Origin of the sequence: Streptomyces sp. NBC_01508, from assembly GCF_045040315.1 — a bacterium.
GTDB lineage: Bacteria > Actinomycetota > Actinomycetes > Streptomycetales > Streptomycetaceae > Streptomyces.
On sequence record NZ_CP109419.1, the window covers coordinates 15,940 to 29,897 of the forward strand.

Annotated in this window: 16 protein-coding genes and 2 pseudogenes; 11 read left to right on the top strand and 7 right to left on the bottom strand. The window is 70.1% G+C overall.

The genetic code is table 11. The features are described from left to right. Nucleotides 1-81: 81 nt before the first annotated feature. The 5 genes from OG700_RS00055 to OG700_RS00075 form a co-directional block, all read right to left on the bottom strand. Nucleotides 82-930, bottom strand: a complete 849-nt coding sequence (locus tag OG700_RS00055; RefSeq protein ID WP_405606887.1) for a cytochrome c biogenesis CcdA family protein — start codon at nt 928-930, stop codon at nt 82-84. Further along, nucleotides 927-1,682, bottom strand: a complete 756-nt coding sequence (locus tag OG700_RS00060) for a DsbA family protein (protein WP_405606890.1) — start codon at nt 1,680-1,682, stop codon at nt 927-929. The genes OG700_RS00055 and OG700_RS00060 overlap by 4 nt, the downstream gene beginning before the upstream one ends. Before the next feature lie 51 nt (nt 1,683-1,733). Continuing rightward, nucleotides 1,734-2,237, bottom strand: coding sequence for a hypothetical protein (locus OG700_RS00065; RefSeq protein WP_405606893.1), 504 nt, complete (start codon nt 2,235-2,237; stop codon nt 1,734-1,736). 57 nt (nt 2,238-2,294) lie between these two features. After that, nucleotides 2,295-2,672, bottom strand: coding sequence for a hypothetical protein (locus OG700_RS00070; protein ID WP_405606896.1), 378 nt, complete (start codon nt 2,670-2,672; stop codon nt 2,295-2,297). 320 nt (nt 2,673-2,992) lie between these two features. Further along, a complete protein-coding gene (locus tag OG700_RS00075; RefSeq protein WP_405606899.1) occupies nt 2,993-3,367 on the bottom strand; it encodes an FAD-dependent monooxygenase in 375 nt (124 codons plus the stop codon). A gap of 48 nt (nt 3,368-3,415) precedes the next feature. On the opposite strand from OG700_RS00075, the pseudogene OG700_RS00080 reads away from it, so the two are divergent. The 6 genes and pseudogenes from OG700_RS00080 to OG700_RS00105 all read left to right on the top strand — a co-directional run. Then, a pseudogene (locus tag OG700_RS00080) lies at nt 3,416-3,646 on the top strand (squalene--hopene cyclase); the annotation flags it as partial. Continuing rightward, on the top strand, nt 3,641-4,522 hold the full coding sequence (locus tag OG700_RS00085; protein ID WP_405621335.1) for a prenyltransferase: 882 nt from the start codon (nt 3,641-3,643) through the stop codon (nt 4,520-4,522). The pseudogene OG700_RS00080 and the gene OG700_RS00085, both read left to right, overlap by 6 nt. Before the next feature lie 321 nt (nt 4,523-4,843). Then, entirely contained in the window at nt 4,844-5,392 is a 549-nt protein-coding gene (locus OG700_RS00090) for a hypothetical protein (protein ID WP_405606902.1), read from the top strand. Further along, nucleotides 5,389-5,979: a cytochrome P450 gene (locus OG700_RS00095; protein WP_405606905.1), complete on the top strand. Its 591-nt coding sequence runs from the start codon at nt 5,389-5,391 to the stop codon at nt 5,977-5,979. Before OG700_RS00090 ends, OG700_RS00095 begins: the two co-directional genes overlap by 4 nt. 109 nt (nt 5,980-6,088) lie before the next feature. Then, nucleotides 6,089-6,601, top strand: coding sequence for a hypothetical protein (locus OG700_RS00100; RefSeq protein ID WP_405621337.1), 513 nt, complete (start codon nt 6,089-6,091; stop codon nt 6,599-6,601). After that, a complete protein-coding gene (locus OG700_RS00105; protein ID WP_405606908.1) occupies nt 6,598-7,239 on the top strand; it encodes an FAD-dependent monooxygenase in 642 nt (213 codons plus the stop codon). Before OG700_RS00100 ends, OG700_RS00105 begins: the two co-directional genes overlap by 4 nt. A gap of 281 nt (nt 7,240-7,520) precedes the next feature. Here OG700_RS00105 and OG700_RS00110 read toward each other — a convergent pair whose 3' ends face one another. Continuing rightward, nucleotides 7,521-8,474 carry a hypothetical protein gene (locus tag OG700_RS00110; RefSeq protein ID WP_405606911.1) on the bottom strand — a complete coding sequence of 318 codons (954 nt, stop codon included), beginning with the start codon at nt 8,472-8,474 and terminating at the stop codon, nt 7,521-7,523. A gap of 7 nt (nt 8,475-8,481) precedes the next feature. Continuing rightward, nucleotides 8,482-9,141 (bottom strand): papain-like cysteine protease family protein, encoded by a 660-nt coding sequence (locus OG700_RS00115; RefSeq protein WP_405606914.1) that lies wholly within the window; start codon nt 9,139-9,141, stop codon nt 8,482-8,484. 194 nt (nt 9,142-9,335) lie between these two features. Here OG700_RS00115 and OG700_RS00120 point away from each other — a divergent pair, with 194 nt between their 5' ends. The 5 genes and pseudogenes from OG700_RS00120 to OG700_RS00140 all read left to right on the top strand — a co-directional run bounded on the left by OG700_RS00120 (nt 9,336) and on the right by OG700_RS00140 (nt 13,796). Further along, entirely contained in the window at nt 9,336-10,250 is a 915-nt protein-coding gene (locus OG700_RS00120) for a hypothetical protein (protein ID WP_405606917.1), read from the top strand. 44 nt (nt 10,251-10,294) lie between these two features. Continuing rightward, the gene (locus tag OG700_RS00125) at nt 10,295-11,005 is read left to right on the top strand and encodes a hypothetical protein (RefSeq protein WP_405606920.1); all 711 of its coding nucleotides are present in this window, start codon (nt 10,295-10,297) and stop codon (nt 11,003-11,005) included. Between the two features lie 688 nt (nt 11,006-11,693). Then, a pseudogene (locus tag OG700_RS00130) lies at nt 11,694-12,035 on the top strand (hypothetical protein); the annotation flags it as partial. Nucleotides 12,036-12,109: 74 nt separating this feature from the next. Beyond that, nucleotides 12,110-12,982 carry a DMT family transporter gene (locus OG700_RS00135; protein WP_405606923.1) on the top strand — a complete coding sequence of 291 codons (873 nt, stop codon included), beginning with the start codon at nt 12,110-12,112 and terminating at the stop codon, nt 12,980-12,982. Nucleotides 12,983-13,004: 22 nt separating this feature from the next. After that, nucleotides 13,005-13,796 carry an inositol monophosphatase family protein gene (locus OG700_RS00140; RefSeq protein ID WP_405606926.1) on the top strand — a complete coding sequence of 264 codons (792 nt, stop codon included), beginning with the start codon at nt 13,005-13,007 and terminating at the stop codon, nt 13,794-13,796. The last annotated feature ends 162 nt before the right edge of the window (nt 13,797-13,958 follow it).

The following is a 13,958-nucleotide window of genomic DNA, read 5'->3' on the forward strand; positions in this document are numbered from 1 at the left end:
GATACACCGGAACGGGTCGGGGGACGGCCCCGCACGCCCTCCCCCGGCCTGGTCCATCAGTGAGTCACCGTCGTGTCCGGCTCAGGCGTCCTGTCCTTCCCGTTCGCGGCGCCGCGAAGTGCCGCGGACCAGTACGACCGCCGCGGCGAGTGCGGCCACCCCGGCCAGTACCAACAGCAGCAGCCGGTCGGAGACCGCCCCACCGAGCGCGGACAGGCGCTCCTCCCACGCGAACTCGGTCTCGGTGCTCAGCAGCGAGGGCAGCGCCGACGTGCCGTCGAACGCCAGGAAGACCACACCGAGGACCACGAACAGGGCTCCGCCCAGGGCGGATGTGCTGTGCAGCGTCAGCGGACCCACCGTGAACATCCGGCCCCGCAGCCAGCGCCTGCGCCCGAGGTCGAACCGGTCCCACAGCAGGGCCAGGGCGAAGACGGGGACGGCCATTCCCAGGGCGTACACCCCCAGCAGCACTCCACCGTGGACGGGGTCACCATCGATGGCCGCGACGGTCAGGATGCCGCCGAGGATCGGCCCTGCGCAGAACCCCGCCAACCCGTACACCGCCCCCAGGGCGAACACGGACAGGGCCGAGCCCGAGCGCCGGTTGCCCGCCGCCTGTGCCAGTCGGCGGGAGCCGAATCCGAAGCCGACGACCTGTGCGACACCGAGCAGGATCAGCGTCCACCCTCCGACCATGACCAGCACGTCGCGATGACCGTAGAAGAGTCGGCTGGCGAAGGAACCGGCCACCCCGAGAGGGACCAGGGTCGTGCACAACCCCGCGTAGAACACGCAGGTTCTCGCCACCAGCCGCGTACGGCTGGTGAACGAGTACGCGAAGAAGGCCGGCAGCAGCAGCGCGCTGCACGGGCTGAGCAGGGCCAGCAGCCCGCCGAGGAACGCCATGGCCAGGCCGACGTCGCTCACTTCGCCGCCGCCTCGATGGCGTCCTTGAACGTGTCGGTCGGCTGGGCTCCCAGAATCGGCTCGCCGTTCACCAAAAACGCGGGGGTGCTGCTCACGCCCAGGCCGTAGCCTTCGTTCTGGTCCTTCTCGACGGCCTTGCGCGCCTGGTCGGAGGCCATGTCCGAGCGGAACTTCGCGATGTCCGGGACACCGGCCTCGCGGGCCATGGCGGCGATCTTGTCCGCACTGAACTCGCCGGAGTTGCGCTCCCGGGTCTTGGCGTAGGCCACGTCGTGGAACTCCCAGAACTTCTTCTGCCGGCCCGCGGCCCAGCCGGCCAGCGCGGCCCGCTGAGACTCCTCGCCGAAGACGGGGAAGTTGCGCCACTCGATGCGCAGGATCCCCTTGTCGACGTACGAGCGAAGGAGTTCGGGCTTGGTCTCGCGGGCGAACTGACCGCAGAAGGGGCACTGGAAGTCCGAGTACTCGATCATCACCACCGGTGCGTCGGCCCGGCCCACCGCGAGCGCGTCGGAGGAGTCGCGGCGGGCGAGGGCGAGCAGGCTCTCGTCGGCGGGTGCGGGGGCGGCGGTGCCGGGGTCCGCCGCCGCGGTGGTCCCACGTGCAGCGCTTTCGCGGTCGTCGGAGTCGTCGAGCGTGAACGCGAAGACGGCGGTGGCCGCGGCGGCCAGGAGGACCCCTCCGGCCACATAGGTCCGCCGGCGGTCGCGTCGGCGGGTGCGGCGGGATGAGGACGATGCTGGTGCAGTCATGGAATGCCTCTGACGGTGAGAGTGACGAGTGGCTGGGCTTGGCCGCAGAGGTCAGGCCGAAGCCGTGACCGGGCACTGGGCCTGGGTGGAAAGGCGCCGCAGTGCCGCTTCCGAGAGCAGCACGATGGACGCGACGGCGAGCAGCGGCTGCAGGGGAGCCCAGTAGCTCATCGCCCCGGAAGCGCCGAGGAGTACGAGCACGAGCTTGTTGCAGACGGGGCAGCCCACGGCGAAGAACGACAACAACCCGCCGACGGCGCCCATACGGCCACCCTGGGCGGACTGGGCGGACTCCTCCGGCAGGGGCGTGGCGGGCGGGCGGACGTACGTGCTCAGCACGATGCCTGCCAGGACAGCGGTGAGGGCCAGGGCGGGATAGTTCCACCACTGCACGGGAACCGAGCGGCCGAACAGCGAGCTGGGCACCACAGCGGTGGGCACGCCGACAGCGACGGCCGTGGCCAGGGCTCCGAGCCCCGCCACCAGCCACTGCCTGGCCTGCCACACACGCAGCGCCGTACCCGCCCGGCTCAGAGAGCGCCGGGAAGAGGACATGCGAAAACTCCGTTTTCCGGATGGAAGAGATGAGGACACACGACCGCGCAGGTCGGTCTACATCCGCAAAACGGAGAAAGAAGCCACGGAAGACGGTGGCGTGGGACTGCCGCGGCTGAACGCGGCACCTGAACCGGCCTCTGTCGGCATGAAGCAGTCGGGCGACCGCACAGAACCGGGAACCGGAACGGTCTGCGGAGCGGCATCGGCACGCGGCGTAATGTGCTCGTTCACCACCAGTTTCTTACCGCAGGGCGCGCCGCCCGCGTCCACCGCCGAGACCTGGGCCACAGCCACCCGCGACACCGCCGCCCCTTCGGAGGGAACCGCGTTGTGCGGCGACGCCCGCCCGAGCAGGCACAACAGGCCCACAGCGGCCACCATCAGCACGAGCAGACCGCGCAGGACGACCGGGGTCGCCGCGGGGTTCGTCACTCGCCTCATGGACCTGCTCTTCCTGGATGGTGACCCCACGATAGAACACCCCGGCCACGCTTCGGCCCCCGCGTCCCCGCGTCGGCGCTTGCGCCGCGCCGCGCCGTCCTGAGCGTCTTTCGTCCAGGACCCGCGCACGGGGCCGTTCCGCCCAGGTCCGCGCGGTACGCCGGTTCCCTGCCCCGGGTCGGTTCTTCAGCCTCCCGCCGGAGTGCTTGATCGCCGGTGGGGCGTCGCGGTGCGGCGTGGGCGGGTGGACCCCGGGCGGACGCCGGGTGGGCTTGCCTCCGGGGCGGCCGGTTCATGCGGCGCGCCTGCCTTCAGGGCGTGCCGGATCGGCGTCGGTGGTCCCTGGCGCGCAGGTAGTTGTTGGCGCCGCGGAGCCAGTGGCCGTACGCGCGGCTGACCGCCGCTCCTCCTGGGATCAGGCGGTCGAACACCGGCGGGTGGTAGCGGTACGTGTACTCGGTGGCGTCGAACCGTGCGATGGGCCGCACCACACGCCTCCGGAGGCGCTCATAGCGGCGCAGTGTCGCGACCGGGTCGTGGTGGCCGTTGCCGAGGGATCTGGCCAGGACCCAGGCGTCTTCCCGCGCCCGGTTCGCGCCCTGGGCGACGATCGGCGGCATGGTGTGCGCCGCGTCTCCCACAAGGGTGGTGCGGCCGGTGCACCCGCGCGATGACACCGAGGACATCCATGAGACGAAAGCCCGCGAGGACGTGCGGTCCTACAGGACGACTCCTGGCGCGGGCGGGGCGAGTCGACTCCGAGTCAGACCTCCTGGGCGCTGCTCGCCCTGCACGCCGCGGGCGTGCCGGTGGACGACGAGCGGGTGAAGCGGGCGCTGAACTGGCCGGCCGTGGCCCAGAACCCGGACGGGAGCTGGGACGAGGAGGTGTTCACCGGCACCGTGCTGCCGGGGCAGTTCTACATGAGCTATCCCATGTACCGGCAGCTGCACCCGGTCATGGCCATCGGGCGGCTACACGAACTGACCTTGCTGAATCGTGGCCTCCGGGGCCCCGCTGATTCTCGTCATCGTCCTTCAGGGGGTGTACGCGCTGTCGGTGGCCCGGCACACCGGGGAACTGGAGCCCTGGCGGGTCGTGTTGACCCTGCTGGTGCTGGTGCCCGACTGCGCGGCGCCGGCGTCAACGACTACGAGGACTACGTGCGCGGCCTCGACCACCCGGAGGGGGTGCGGCCGCAGAGTTCACTCGCACTCGGACTGGACATGCGCCGGCTGCGGGCCGTGGGGCTGGGCTGCTTCGCCGTTGCCTGGGTGGGTCTGGCCGTGCTCGCCGCCACCACCGACCTGTGGCTGCCGCTCCTCATAGCCCTGTGCTACGTGGGGTACTTCGGCTACGCCGGAGGCCCCCGGCCACTCGGTCACCGCGCGATGGGCGAGCTGCTGGACTTCGTGGTGACGGGCACCGCGGTCACGCTCATCCTCGCCTGGCTGAACGTCGGGAGGGCGGACGGCACACTGCTCCTGGCGGTGCTGGGCCCGGGGTTCCTCTTCGCCGCGCTGATGCTGCACAACAACGCGCGGGACACCGAGAAGGACCGGGCGGCCCTCAAGACCACGCTCCCCCAGGTGGTCGAATCGGTGGTGCCCAAGACGCTCTACGCCTGCTGCCTCCTCGGCTTCCATCTGGTCGTGGCCGCGGTGGCGGTCCGGCTCGACGCGCCGGGCTTCCTGCTGCCGCTGCTGACCCTGCCCTGGGCGACCGAACTGGTCGTGTCCGTCGCGCGGGCCCGCATCGGGCCGGAGCTGATCTCCTGGGCGTGGCTGTACTACCTGATGATCGCCGACTTCGTTCTCTTCTCGATCGGAGCGTGGCTCTGACATGGGCACCGGCGATGAGTTCAGTACGCCCGAACACATCGGCGTGCGCGGAACGACGGCGGCGACGGGCACTGCGGCAACGGCAGAGGGGGGGCGACCGTTGAGCGGCCGTATTCCCAGCCTGACCCCGGCGCAGGTGCTGCGGTTCGCGGTCGACCCCTTCGGTGGCATGCTCGCCGCGCAGCGTGCCCACGGGCCCGCAGTTTCCGTCGGGTACGCCTCCCAGCGCACCGTGTTCCTCTTCGGACCGGAAGTCCGGAAGCCAACTCCTTCGTCTTCGCCCGCCCGGAGATCTTCTCCTGGCATGAGTCCTTCGCGGTCATGCTCCCGGTCCTCGGCGAGACGGCGCTCCTGGTCACGGACGGCGAGGACCACCGCCGCCTACGCCACCACGTCCTGCCCGCCTTCCACCGCAGCCGCATCGACGACTACGTACGCCTCATGGCTGCCAACACCACCGCATCCGTGCGTGGTTGGGGCATCGACAGCGGCGTGGACAGTGGCATCGGCACTCGCGCGGAGACCACGCTCGACCTGTACCGGGTGCTGCGCTCCGTGGTCCGCCGCAACACGGTCGGGGCACTGTACGGAAACAGACTGGCCGCCGACAGCGAGGGGATCGGCGACAGGCTGCAGATCGCCCTCAACTCCACCGACCTCCCCCTGGGCGCCCAGCTGTTCCTCGTCGGGGTGCCCAACCCCCTGACCCCCAGGGCGAAGCGGGCCCGGCGCAAGGTGGCGGCGAGGGTGCAGGCGGAAATGGACCGCCGCCTCATGGACGGCGCGGGGCCCGACGGACTCGGTGCGCTGCTGTCGGCGCGGAGCGCCGAGTCCCGGCCGCTGAACGACGCGGAGGTCGGGACCAGGTGATCAGCCTGATCGTGGCCGGGTACGAGACCACCAGTGCCGCGCAGGCCTGGACGCTCTACGCGTCCCTGCGGGCGCCGGGTGTCTGGGAGCGCGCCCGCGAGGAGGTGGACACGGTGCTCGTCGATTCCGAGATCGGCGCGGAGCTTCTGGACCAACTCCCCTCTGTGGACGCGATCGTGCAGGAATCGCTGCGCCTTCATCCGCCGGTCGTGGTCCTGCCCAGGGTGCTGGCCGAGGACGCCGAGTTCGGGGGGGACCGGCTGCGGGCCGGCTCCCGGCTGGCGATCAGCCCGTACGTCACGCACCGTATGCCGGAGGTGTGGCCCGGGCCGGAGAGGTTCCGTCCCGGCCGGTGGGACCCGCAGGAATCCCTCCACCGCCCCGCCGCGCCGTCCGCGTTCCTGCCGTTCGGCGGCGGCCGGCACCGGTGCGTCGGCGCGCCCTTCGCGACGGCCGAGCTGAAGACGATCCTGGCCGAGCTGCTACGGAGCGTCGATCTGCGCCTGCTCACGGACGTGGCCCCGGCCAGCATCATAGTGATGCGACCACGCAGAGGACTTCCGGTCGCCGTGCGGCGCCGGACGTGAGTCGGACATGAGTCGGACATGAGTCGGACATGAGTCGGACATGAGGGAGGACATATGAAGATCGTCGTCGTAGGAGGGGGGAATCGCCGGTCGCGTCACTGCCTTGAGCGTGCACGCGGCGGGGATGACACCGGTGGTCTGCGAAGCGGCCAGGGAGACTCAAGCGGTCGGTGTGGGCATCAACCTGCTGCCGCACGCGGTGCGTGAGCTCACCGAGCTGGGACTGGGCGAAGAACTCGCCTCCATCGCCCTGCCTCCGCGGCGGTTGGTCTACTACGACCGACGCGGTACGCAGGTCTGGAAGGAGCCTTTGGGGCGAGTGGCCGGATACCGATGGCCGCAGTACTCGGTGCACCGCGGCAGGCTGCAGATGATGCTGCTGGACGCGGTCCGCGCCCGGGTCGGGCCCGATGCCGTACGTACGGGTCTGGCCTTCGACCGGTTCGAGCACGGGACGTCCGGCGCCACGGCCTTCTTCCTCGGCCGTCGGGGCGGTCCGCCCGTCGCCGAACGGGGCGACGTCCTGGTGGGCGCGGACGGGATCGACTCCCGGCTGCGGGCTCAGCTCCACCCCGGGGAGGTCCCCCGCTCGGCAACGATGTTCTCATGTGGCGCGGCATGAGCCGCCATCCGCATGTACTCGACGGCAGGTCGCTCGTCAAGGCAGGGGGGCGGCCCGGCGACAAGTTCGTCGCGTACCCCGTTGCCGATCCGGCCGCCCCCGGCGGGCGGGCGGAGATGAACTGGGTCCTTGAAATCAGTCGCCGGGACCCTCGAATCTCCGGCGAGAACGCCGGCGACCACTCACCTCGCACCGTCCCGCCGGCGGAGGCCCTCGAACACCTTGACGGGTGGGACCTCCCCTGGCTCGACCTGGTCGACCTGATCGGCCGGTCCACCCACATCCACGCGTACCCGATGACCGACCGGGACCCGTTACCGCGCTGGAGTTTCGAGCGAGTGACGCTGATCGGCGACGCGGCCCACCCCATGTATCCGATGGGTATGAACGGCGGTTCCCAGTCCGTCGTCGACGCCCGCGTGCTGGCCTGGTGTCTCTCGCACCACGACGACCCGGCGCGATCCCTCGCCCACTACGAGAATCTTCGCCGGGACACCCTCAACCAACTGGTCCTCGCCAACCGTGACTTGGGACCGGAGAGAATCATCGCTCTCGCCGAGGACGCGGGTGCTCCCGTCCCGTTGGCACAGGCACAGGCACAGGCAATCTCCCACGCGTACAAACGACTCGCGGGCTGAACGCCCGGCGGTCCTGGTCGGTGGACTCCGCAGTCAACTCCTGATCGGCCCCTCCAGGCACGTGATCGGCACGTCCCTGGAGAGGACGCTCCGAACACGCCGTCGCTTCGGCCCGCGGCCCGGGTGGGGGGAGCCCCAGCGCTTCACGCGCTCGCCGGTTCGACGGGCTCGGGCTTCGACGGCTCGGGCCTGGACCCCGTCCGCGAGCTGTCGCCGAGTGAACGGCTTGTGCCGTTCACTCGGCGGTAGCGGATGCGGACGGGGTCTCGTGGAGCCGCCGTCTACGACAGGCGGCTCTCCGGTGCGGCGCGCCGGCGGTTCCACCGTACGAACCAGGCACCGGCGGAAGCCGTGGTGAGCGCGAAGGCCGCCAGGCCCACGCCGGTCAGGCCCGGGCCGGCCGGGGCCACGCCGGCCTGAGCGATGCCGGACGGGGCCGCCTCGTTGCTGTCCGCTGCGAGTCCGACCGGCCCCTTGACGTCGGCGCCCGGGGCCGGCTCCCCTTGCGGGCCGTAGCCGCCCGCGCGGCCCTTGGTGTCGTACGCCGATCCGGGCAGCTTGTCGCCGTATGCCTCGTGCACCCGGTGTTGGTAGGCGCCCACGGTCATGCCGCCGCTGCCGACCGCCTTGCGGGCGTCCGCGTCCAGCGGCAGCACCCTGCCGCCAGCACCGTCGCCGTCGTACACGTACCAGGCGTCGATCTGCGGTTCCCGGAATACCGTGCCGCCCGGGGCCTTTCTGGCGCCCTTCGCGGCGTAGGTGGTCTCGTCGGCCCCCGTCGCGATGTTGACGACGCGCCACTTGCCGTCCGTACGGGCCGTCCACACCGACGCGACCTGGCCGTCCGCCGAAGTCGCCTTGGTGGCCAGGAACTCGGTCTCCGCGACAGGGGCGCCCGCCGTGCCCCGTACGAATCCGGGCGAGAGCATGAAGACGGGCACCGTCGCGCCCTCGGCGGCCGGTTCCGCGGCGGATTCGCTGATGGCGCCGTCGCGGGCGAAGAAGCGGGAGAGCACGTCCCGCGTCTGCGGAGAGGTGACCGCGGCGCGGGCGGCGGCGAGTTCCGCCTTCCCGGGCGCGGGCGGCGGCGGTGCGGGCGAGTCGGCCTGCGCGCTCTGGCCGGTCACCGTCAGCAGTACGGCGGCGAGTGCGCCGGTCACACACGCCCGGCGGGCCAGGCGCGGCAGATCGTGCGCGGGGTGCGGGTGATGCGAGTGGTGCGGTGCGTGCGTCATGGCCGCCTCACGCTCCGATCCGGTAGAGCGAGTGGGTCCAGTTGAACGAGTTGTTGTTCACGTACCAGTTGTGCGACGCCCAGTTGTAGCGGCCGCTCGACGGCCACGGGTCGCCCCAGTACACCCAGCTCTGGGAGGTGTCGTAGCCGTAGATGACGTGCATGTGACCGCCGCCGCTGTCCCAGCCGATCCTGGTCTCGACGGGCCGCCCCGCGTTGATCTCGGACTGCACCGTGGGGTAGCCGAGCCAGCCGGTGACGTACGAACCGGGGCTGACGCCCGCCCAGCTCAGGCCCCGCTGCACGTTGCCGAGATCGGCCTGCCAGTTGGGGCAGTCGTATCCCTGCTGACGGTTGAACGCGGCGTTGCAGAACTGGTTCTGGCTGTAGTTCCTGCCGTAGAAGGCGGCGATGGTGTTGCCGGCGGCGGCCCAGCACCAGTTGGTCTGCTGCTGCGCTTGCATGCTGATGTTGAGTTGGCGTGCGGCGAGAGCTTGCGTGCCAGTGGCCGCGCTGGGGCCGGGCGCGGCCGGGCCGGGCGCGGCGGTCGCCACCGCCGCGGGCACGGCCAGCAGTGTGGCGGTGAGGGTGGACAGGACGAGACGTCTGTAGTGCGCGCGGCGTCGACCGCGGGTGCGGCCGCGTTCACGTTCGCGGGATCGGAGCATGGCGTTCCTCCCGAGGAGGTATGGGCGGAGGAGCGCATCCGGATGCTGTTCCCTATGGTCATGAGCATGGAAAGTTGCTGACCGGTTGTCAACGCGCTTCAATGCCGGTGACGGGCGGATGTGAACGCGTCGACCCTGATGTGAACGTGAAGCCCGGCCGGACTGGTGACCTGCCCAGAGAGAGGATCCTGGCGGTGAATATCCACAAGGAGCTCCAACAGCGGCTGCGCACCGGGCCGTTCCACCTCGCCCTCCGGGCCGCCATCAGCGCCCGCGGCCTCGCACTGCACCGCGTGCGGCACCGACTGGCCGAGCGGGGCGTCCACATCGGGGTCACCAGCCTGAGCTACTGGCAGCAGGGCGTCCGCCGCCCCACCCGCCCCGAGTCACTGCGGGCCGTACGCGCCCTGGAAGACGTCCTGGAACTCCCACCGGACGCGCTCACCGCCCTGCTGGCACCCCGGGCGGCGACGGGGCGGCCCCCCGCCCGTTCGTACCGTTCACTGGTGTCCGCCGGCGACGCGCTCCAGCGGCTCATCAACGAGCTGCGGGCGCCCGCGGAAGCAGGCGCGCACACCGTCACGCAGTTCGAACGGGTACGTATCGGGTCCCGCCGCCAGTTGTTGGAACGCGACTCGCATCAGGTCATACGCGCGCACCGGGACGGTGTGGACCGCTACGTCGCCATCCACCACGGCGACCCGGGCTGCGACACGGACCGGATACGGCTGCGGGCGGGCGAGAACTGCCGCGCGGGCAGCGTCGGCCGGGACGCGGCGGCCGGGATCGTCATCGCCGAGCTGCTCTTCGACAGCCGGCTGCGCGCCGGCGACACCCATGTCTTCAGCTACACCTTCGAGGACGGCACCGCCGGGACCAGCCACGAGTACATGCGCGGCTTCAGCTTCGGCGGCGGCCAGTACGTCCTCCAGGTGCGCTTCGAGGACGCGGCGCTGCCGGTGCACTGCCGCAGCTTCGCCCGTACGGCACCGGGTGCACGCGCGACCGGGGAGCGTGAGCTGACTCTGACGGGGCGGCACCGAACGGTACACCTGGCGGAGCAGGACGTACGCCCCGGAATCCTCGGCATCGGCTGGGACTGGCCCTGACGGTGTGCGGACAGGTCGCCGCCGGTGTGGAAAGATCACCTGTTATGGACTTCGACTTTCGTGCGGAATTGAAAGAACTGGCCGAGAAGATCCGGAGAGACCCCCTGCTGGAACTCTTCGAGTTCGAGATGGGCGACCCTGTCCCCGAAGAAACCATCAAAGCTGCGGAGGCTCGTTTCGGAACACCCTTGCCGACGCCGCTGCGCCAGCTCTATCAGTCGCTCGGCAGTGTCAACCTCTACTGGTGCCTCAAATCAAGATTGGACGAGCGGACCCGTCAGCGAATCACCAAACGACACACGAACATGATCTCGGACTCCGGCCTCTTCGACGGCGCCATAAGGATAGTAGCGCTGGAGGATATGCTGTTCGACGAGGATTTCACCATGCCTCAGCTTGAATGGAAAGAAGGCGAAGAACCGGAGTTCGACTTCGCTGGAACGGTCTACACCGACAATGAATTCAGCCGTATGGTGCGGCACTTCGACGCGGTCGACAACTATTACGCGATGTCGTTCATCGTGCAGCCGGACCTGGTGGACTGGAAGATGATGTTCCTCGGCGGCCATTGGATCGACGCCGACTACTCGCGCGTGACCTACCTGGAGGACTACCTGAGGTACGTCATCGCGACCCGGGGTTCGGTACACGCCCGAAGGGAGTTGTTCGCGGAGTACCGCGGAGACCGCCGCGAGCCGCTGCGGTACGACCCCGCCGTCGCCGCCGGTGTCTCCTCGGCCCCGTCGGACAAGTGACCGTCCGGAGCGGACGACCACCGAAGAAAGTGGGCTCCGCGCATCAGAGCTGCCGGGAGCCAGAGCCGGCCGACAGATCGGCGCGTCGTCATACCGTACCGAGTCGGCGGAATTCATGCGCAGCGCGGGGAAACAAGGACCAGAGAAGGTTCGACCGCAGCTCTCCGTCAAGGGAAGAAGCGAGAAATTGCGTGCAGGATGCGGAGAAACGCTCCCATCGATCGCTGCGCGCCTCGTTCACCATGAAGGTCCACTGGTCCGCCGCAAGACGTGAATGAACTCCTTGTAGTCAACGGGAGCCCGACCCCAAGAGCACGCTCGACCGCGCTCCAATCTTTCACGCGGAGCTTGCTGGGCGCCGGCGCGATTTCGAAAAGACGCGCAAGGGCGTTAATCATGGCTGGGGTCCTGTTTCCAATAATCAATGATGAGACCGGACGGCAGGGAGCTTCATTTTACTGCCTTCGTCAGCTGTGGCCCTGATTCAGCCTTTCAGTATGCCGCATGAAGAGGAATTTGTTTAGGAGTGCATGGTGACGAAATCTCACGGATTCTCGCCGGCTCCGCCGAGTTGTGCGCCGGGAAGACGCACTCGGTTGTACCCCTTGTCCTTCTGCCAACTGGGGGCACTGCGCGGGAAGTCCGTGGGATTCTTCCCCGTGCGCATCGCTTCGGCGAGCGCCCAGGCGCCTGCTACGACTCGGACGCCACCCGGGCTCTGCTCAGCAAACGCGCTCTGCACGAACGGATCGCGCACAAGGGCGCGAAGGCGCCCATCCAGGCCAGCCGGCGTTGGCATGCCGAACGAACGTACGCACGCCTGGCAGAACGCCTTCACCGCATCGCCCGTTGCCACGAGCGCCACATCACCGTCACCGACGCCTTCTTCGACCTCGCCGACGCGATCATCACCGTGCGCAGCCTGACACGACGGGCATGGGCGACTCACCGGTGGGACGAACGCCCGAACCGCCGCCCCCGGTCGTCGCGTGCGGAGGCGGCGGATGTGTGCGGAGGCAAAGGCGGATAGCCCATTCGGCCCCCGCGGGGCCGCCTCGCCCACGATGAGAGGCGGCCCCGGCGCGCTGCCCCCATGATGGGCCGGTGATCAGTGTCCTGTTCGCCGTGCTGACCGCGATCAGCAACGGCTCCGCCTCGGTGCTCCAGCGGCGCGCGGCTTCCACGGTTCCCGACTCCCACGCCCTGCGCCTGTCGCTGATCGGGCATCTGCTCCGAAAGCCCGTCTGGCTCGCCGGTATCGGGCTGGTGATGGTGGCCGCGGTCTGCCAGGCGGTGGCGCTCGCGACCGGGCCCATCGCCGTCGTACAGCCGATCTTCGTCATCGAGCTGCCCATCACCCTGCTGATCGCGAGCTACGTCTTCCGTTCCGCGCTGCCACGCACCGCCTGGTACGGCGTGGCCGCGGTGACCGGCGGTCTCGCTCTGGGCCTCGGTTCGGCCGCGCCCACCGGCGGCAGCCAGACCGTGGACGGTGTCTCCTGGATCCCGGCGCTGATCGTCACCGCGGTCTTCGAGGCTCTGTTGATCACCGCCGCACGACGGACCCGGCACAACACCCGCGCCGCGCTGCTGGCACTCGCCGCCGCCTGCGCGTACGCCGTCACCGCCGCGCTCCTCAAAGACGCCGTGGCCAGAATCGAGGACGGGGCGGGGTTCGGCACGTTCTTCTCGTCCTGGCAGTTGTACGCCACCGCCGTCGCCGGAATCGGTGCGCTCTTCCTCCTCCAGAACGCCCTTCAGGCCGGCTCCCTGGTCGCGTCCCAGCCGATGCTGACCCTCGGCGACGCGCTGATCAGTATCACGTACGGCGTGACACTGTTCGGCGAGAGCGTGCGCACCGGTTGGTGGCTGATCCCCGAACTCGTCGCGGTCGCCCTGATCACCGTCGGCTGCGTCGAGTTGGCCCGCTCTCCCCTGGCCTCGGGCACCAACCCGCCCAAGCCCCGCACCCACTGACGCCGCCGATATTCTGCGTGCCATGACCCACTCGTATCCGCGCCTTGACGATGCGGGCGTGGCCATAGCCGCGGTACGGGCCGGCGCGGACGTGGTGCGTGGCATGTACGGCCGGCCGCTCACCCGTATCGACAAGGGCGCCGGGGACTTCGCGACCGCCGCCGATGTGGCGGCCGAGAAGGCGATCCTCGGCGTCATCCGAGCTGCCCGGCCCGACGATGCCGTCCTGTGCGAGGAGGGTGGACAGCGGGGTGCACCGGACTCCGCGCGCCAGTGGCTGGTGGATCCGCTGTGCGGCACGCTGAACTACGCGGTCGGCAACATGCTGGTGGCCGTCAACGTGGCGCTGCGCGGCGGTGCGGCGGCGGTGGCCGACCCGTTCAGCGGCGAGGTCTTCTTCACCGACGGCGAGAGTGCCCGAGTGCGGCACGCCGGTGCCGACGCCCTGCTGGCGCCCACGCCCGCGACGCGGCTCGTGGATGTCAACCTGGACCCGCCGTTCCCGGGCGCGCCCGGATTCCGGGCCGTGGACCTGCTGGCCCACCCCGGGTTCGTCGAACGGTTCCGGCCCCGGGTCGTCTCCACCACGCTCGCGTTGGCCTGGGTCGCCGCGGGCAAGCGCTCCGCGTACGTCACCGACGGCGGCGACCTGTCCGGAAGCGTACATTTCGCCGCCGGGATCGCTCTGTGCCGGGCCGCCGGCTGCGTGGTCACCGGGATCGACGGCGCCCCGATCGGACAGACAGGTCGCGGCCTCGTCGTCGCCGCCGACGGCGAGACCCACGACCTGCTGATGTCGATGACGGGCTGCTGAGGCTGCCGCCATCTCCCGGACGGTGGCCGCCACTTGCTCGGCCACCGGACGTCGTACGACGCCGGGCTCGGCGGGAGCCTCAAGCCCGGACACGCCGGGGTTCTTGGCAGGTTGCCTCGTCCCGAGGGAAGCCCCAGTCCGGCGCCACGTGCTGGAAGGCCG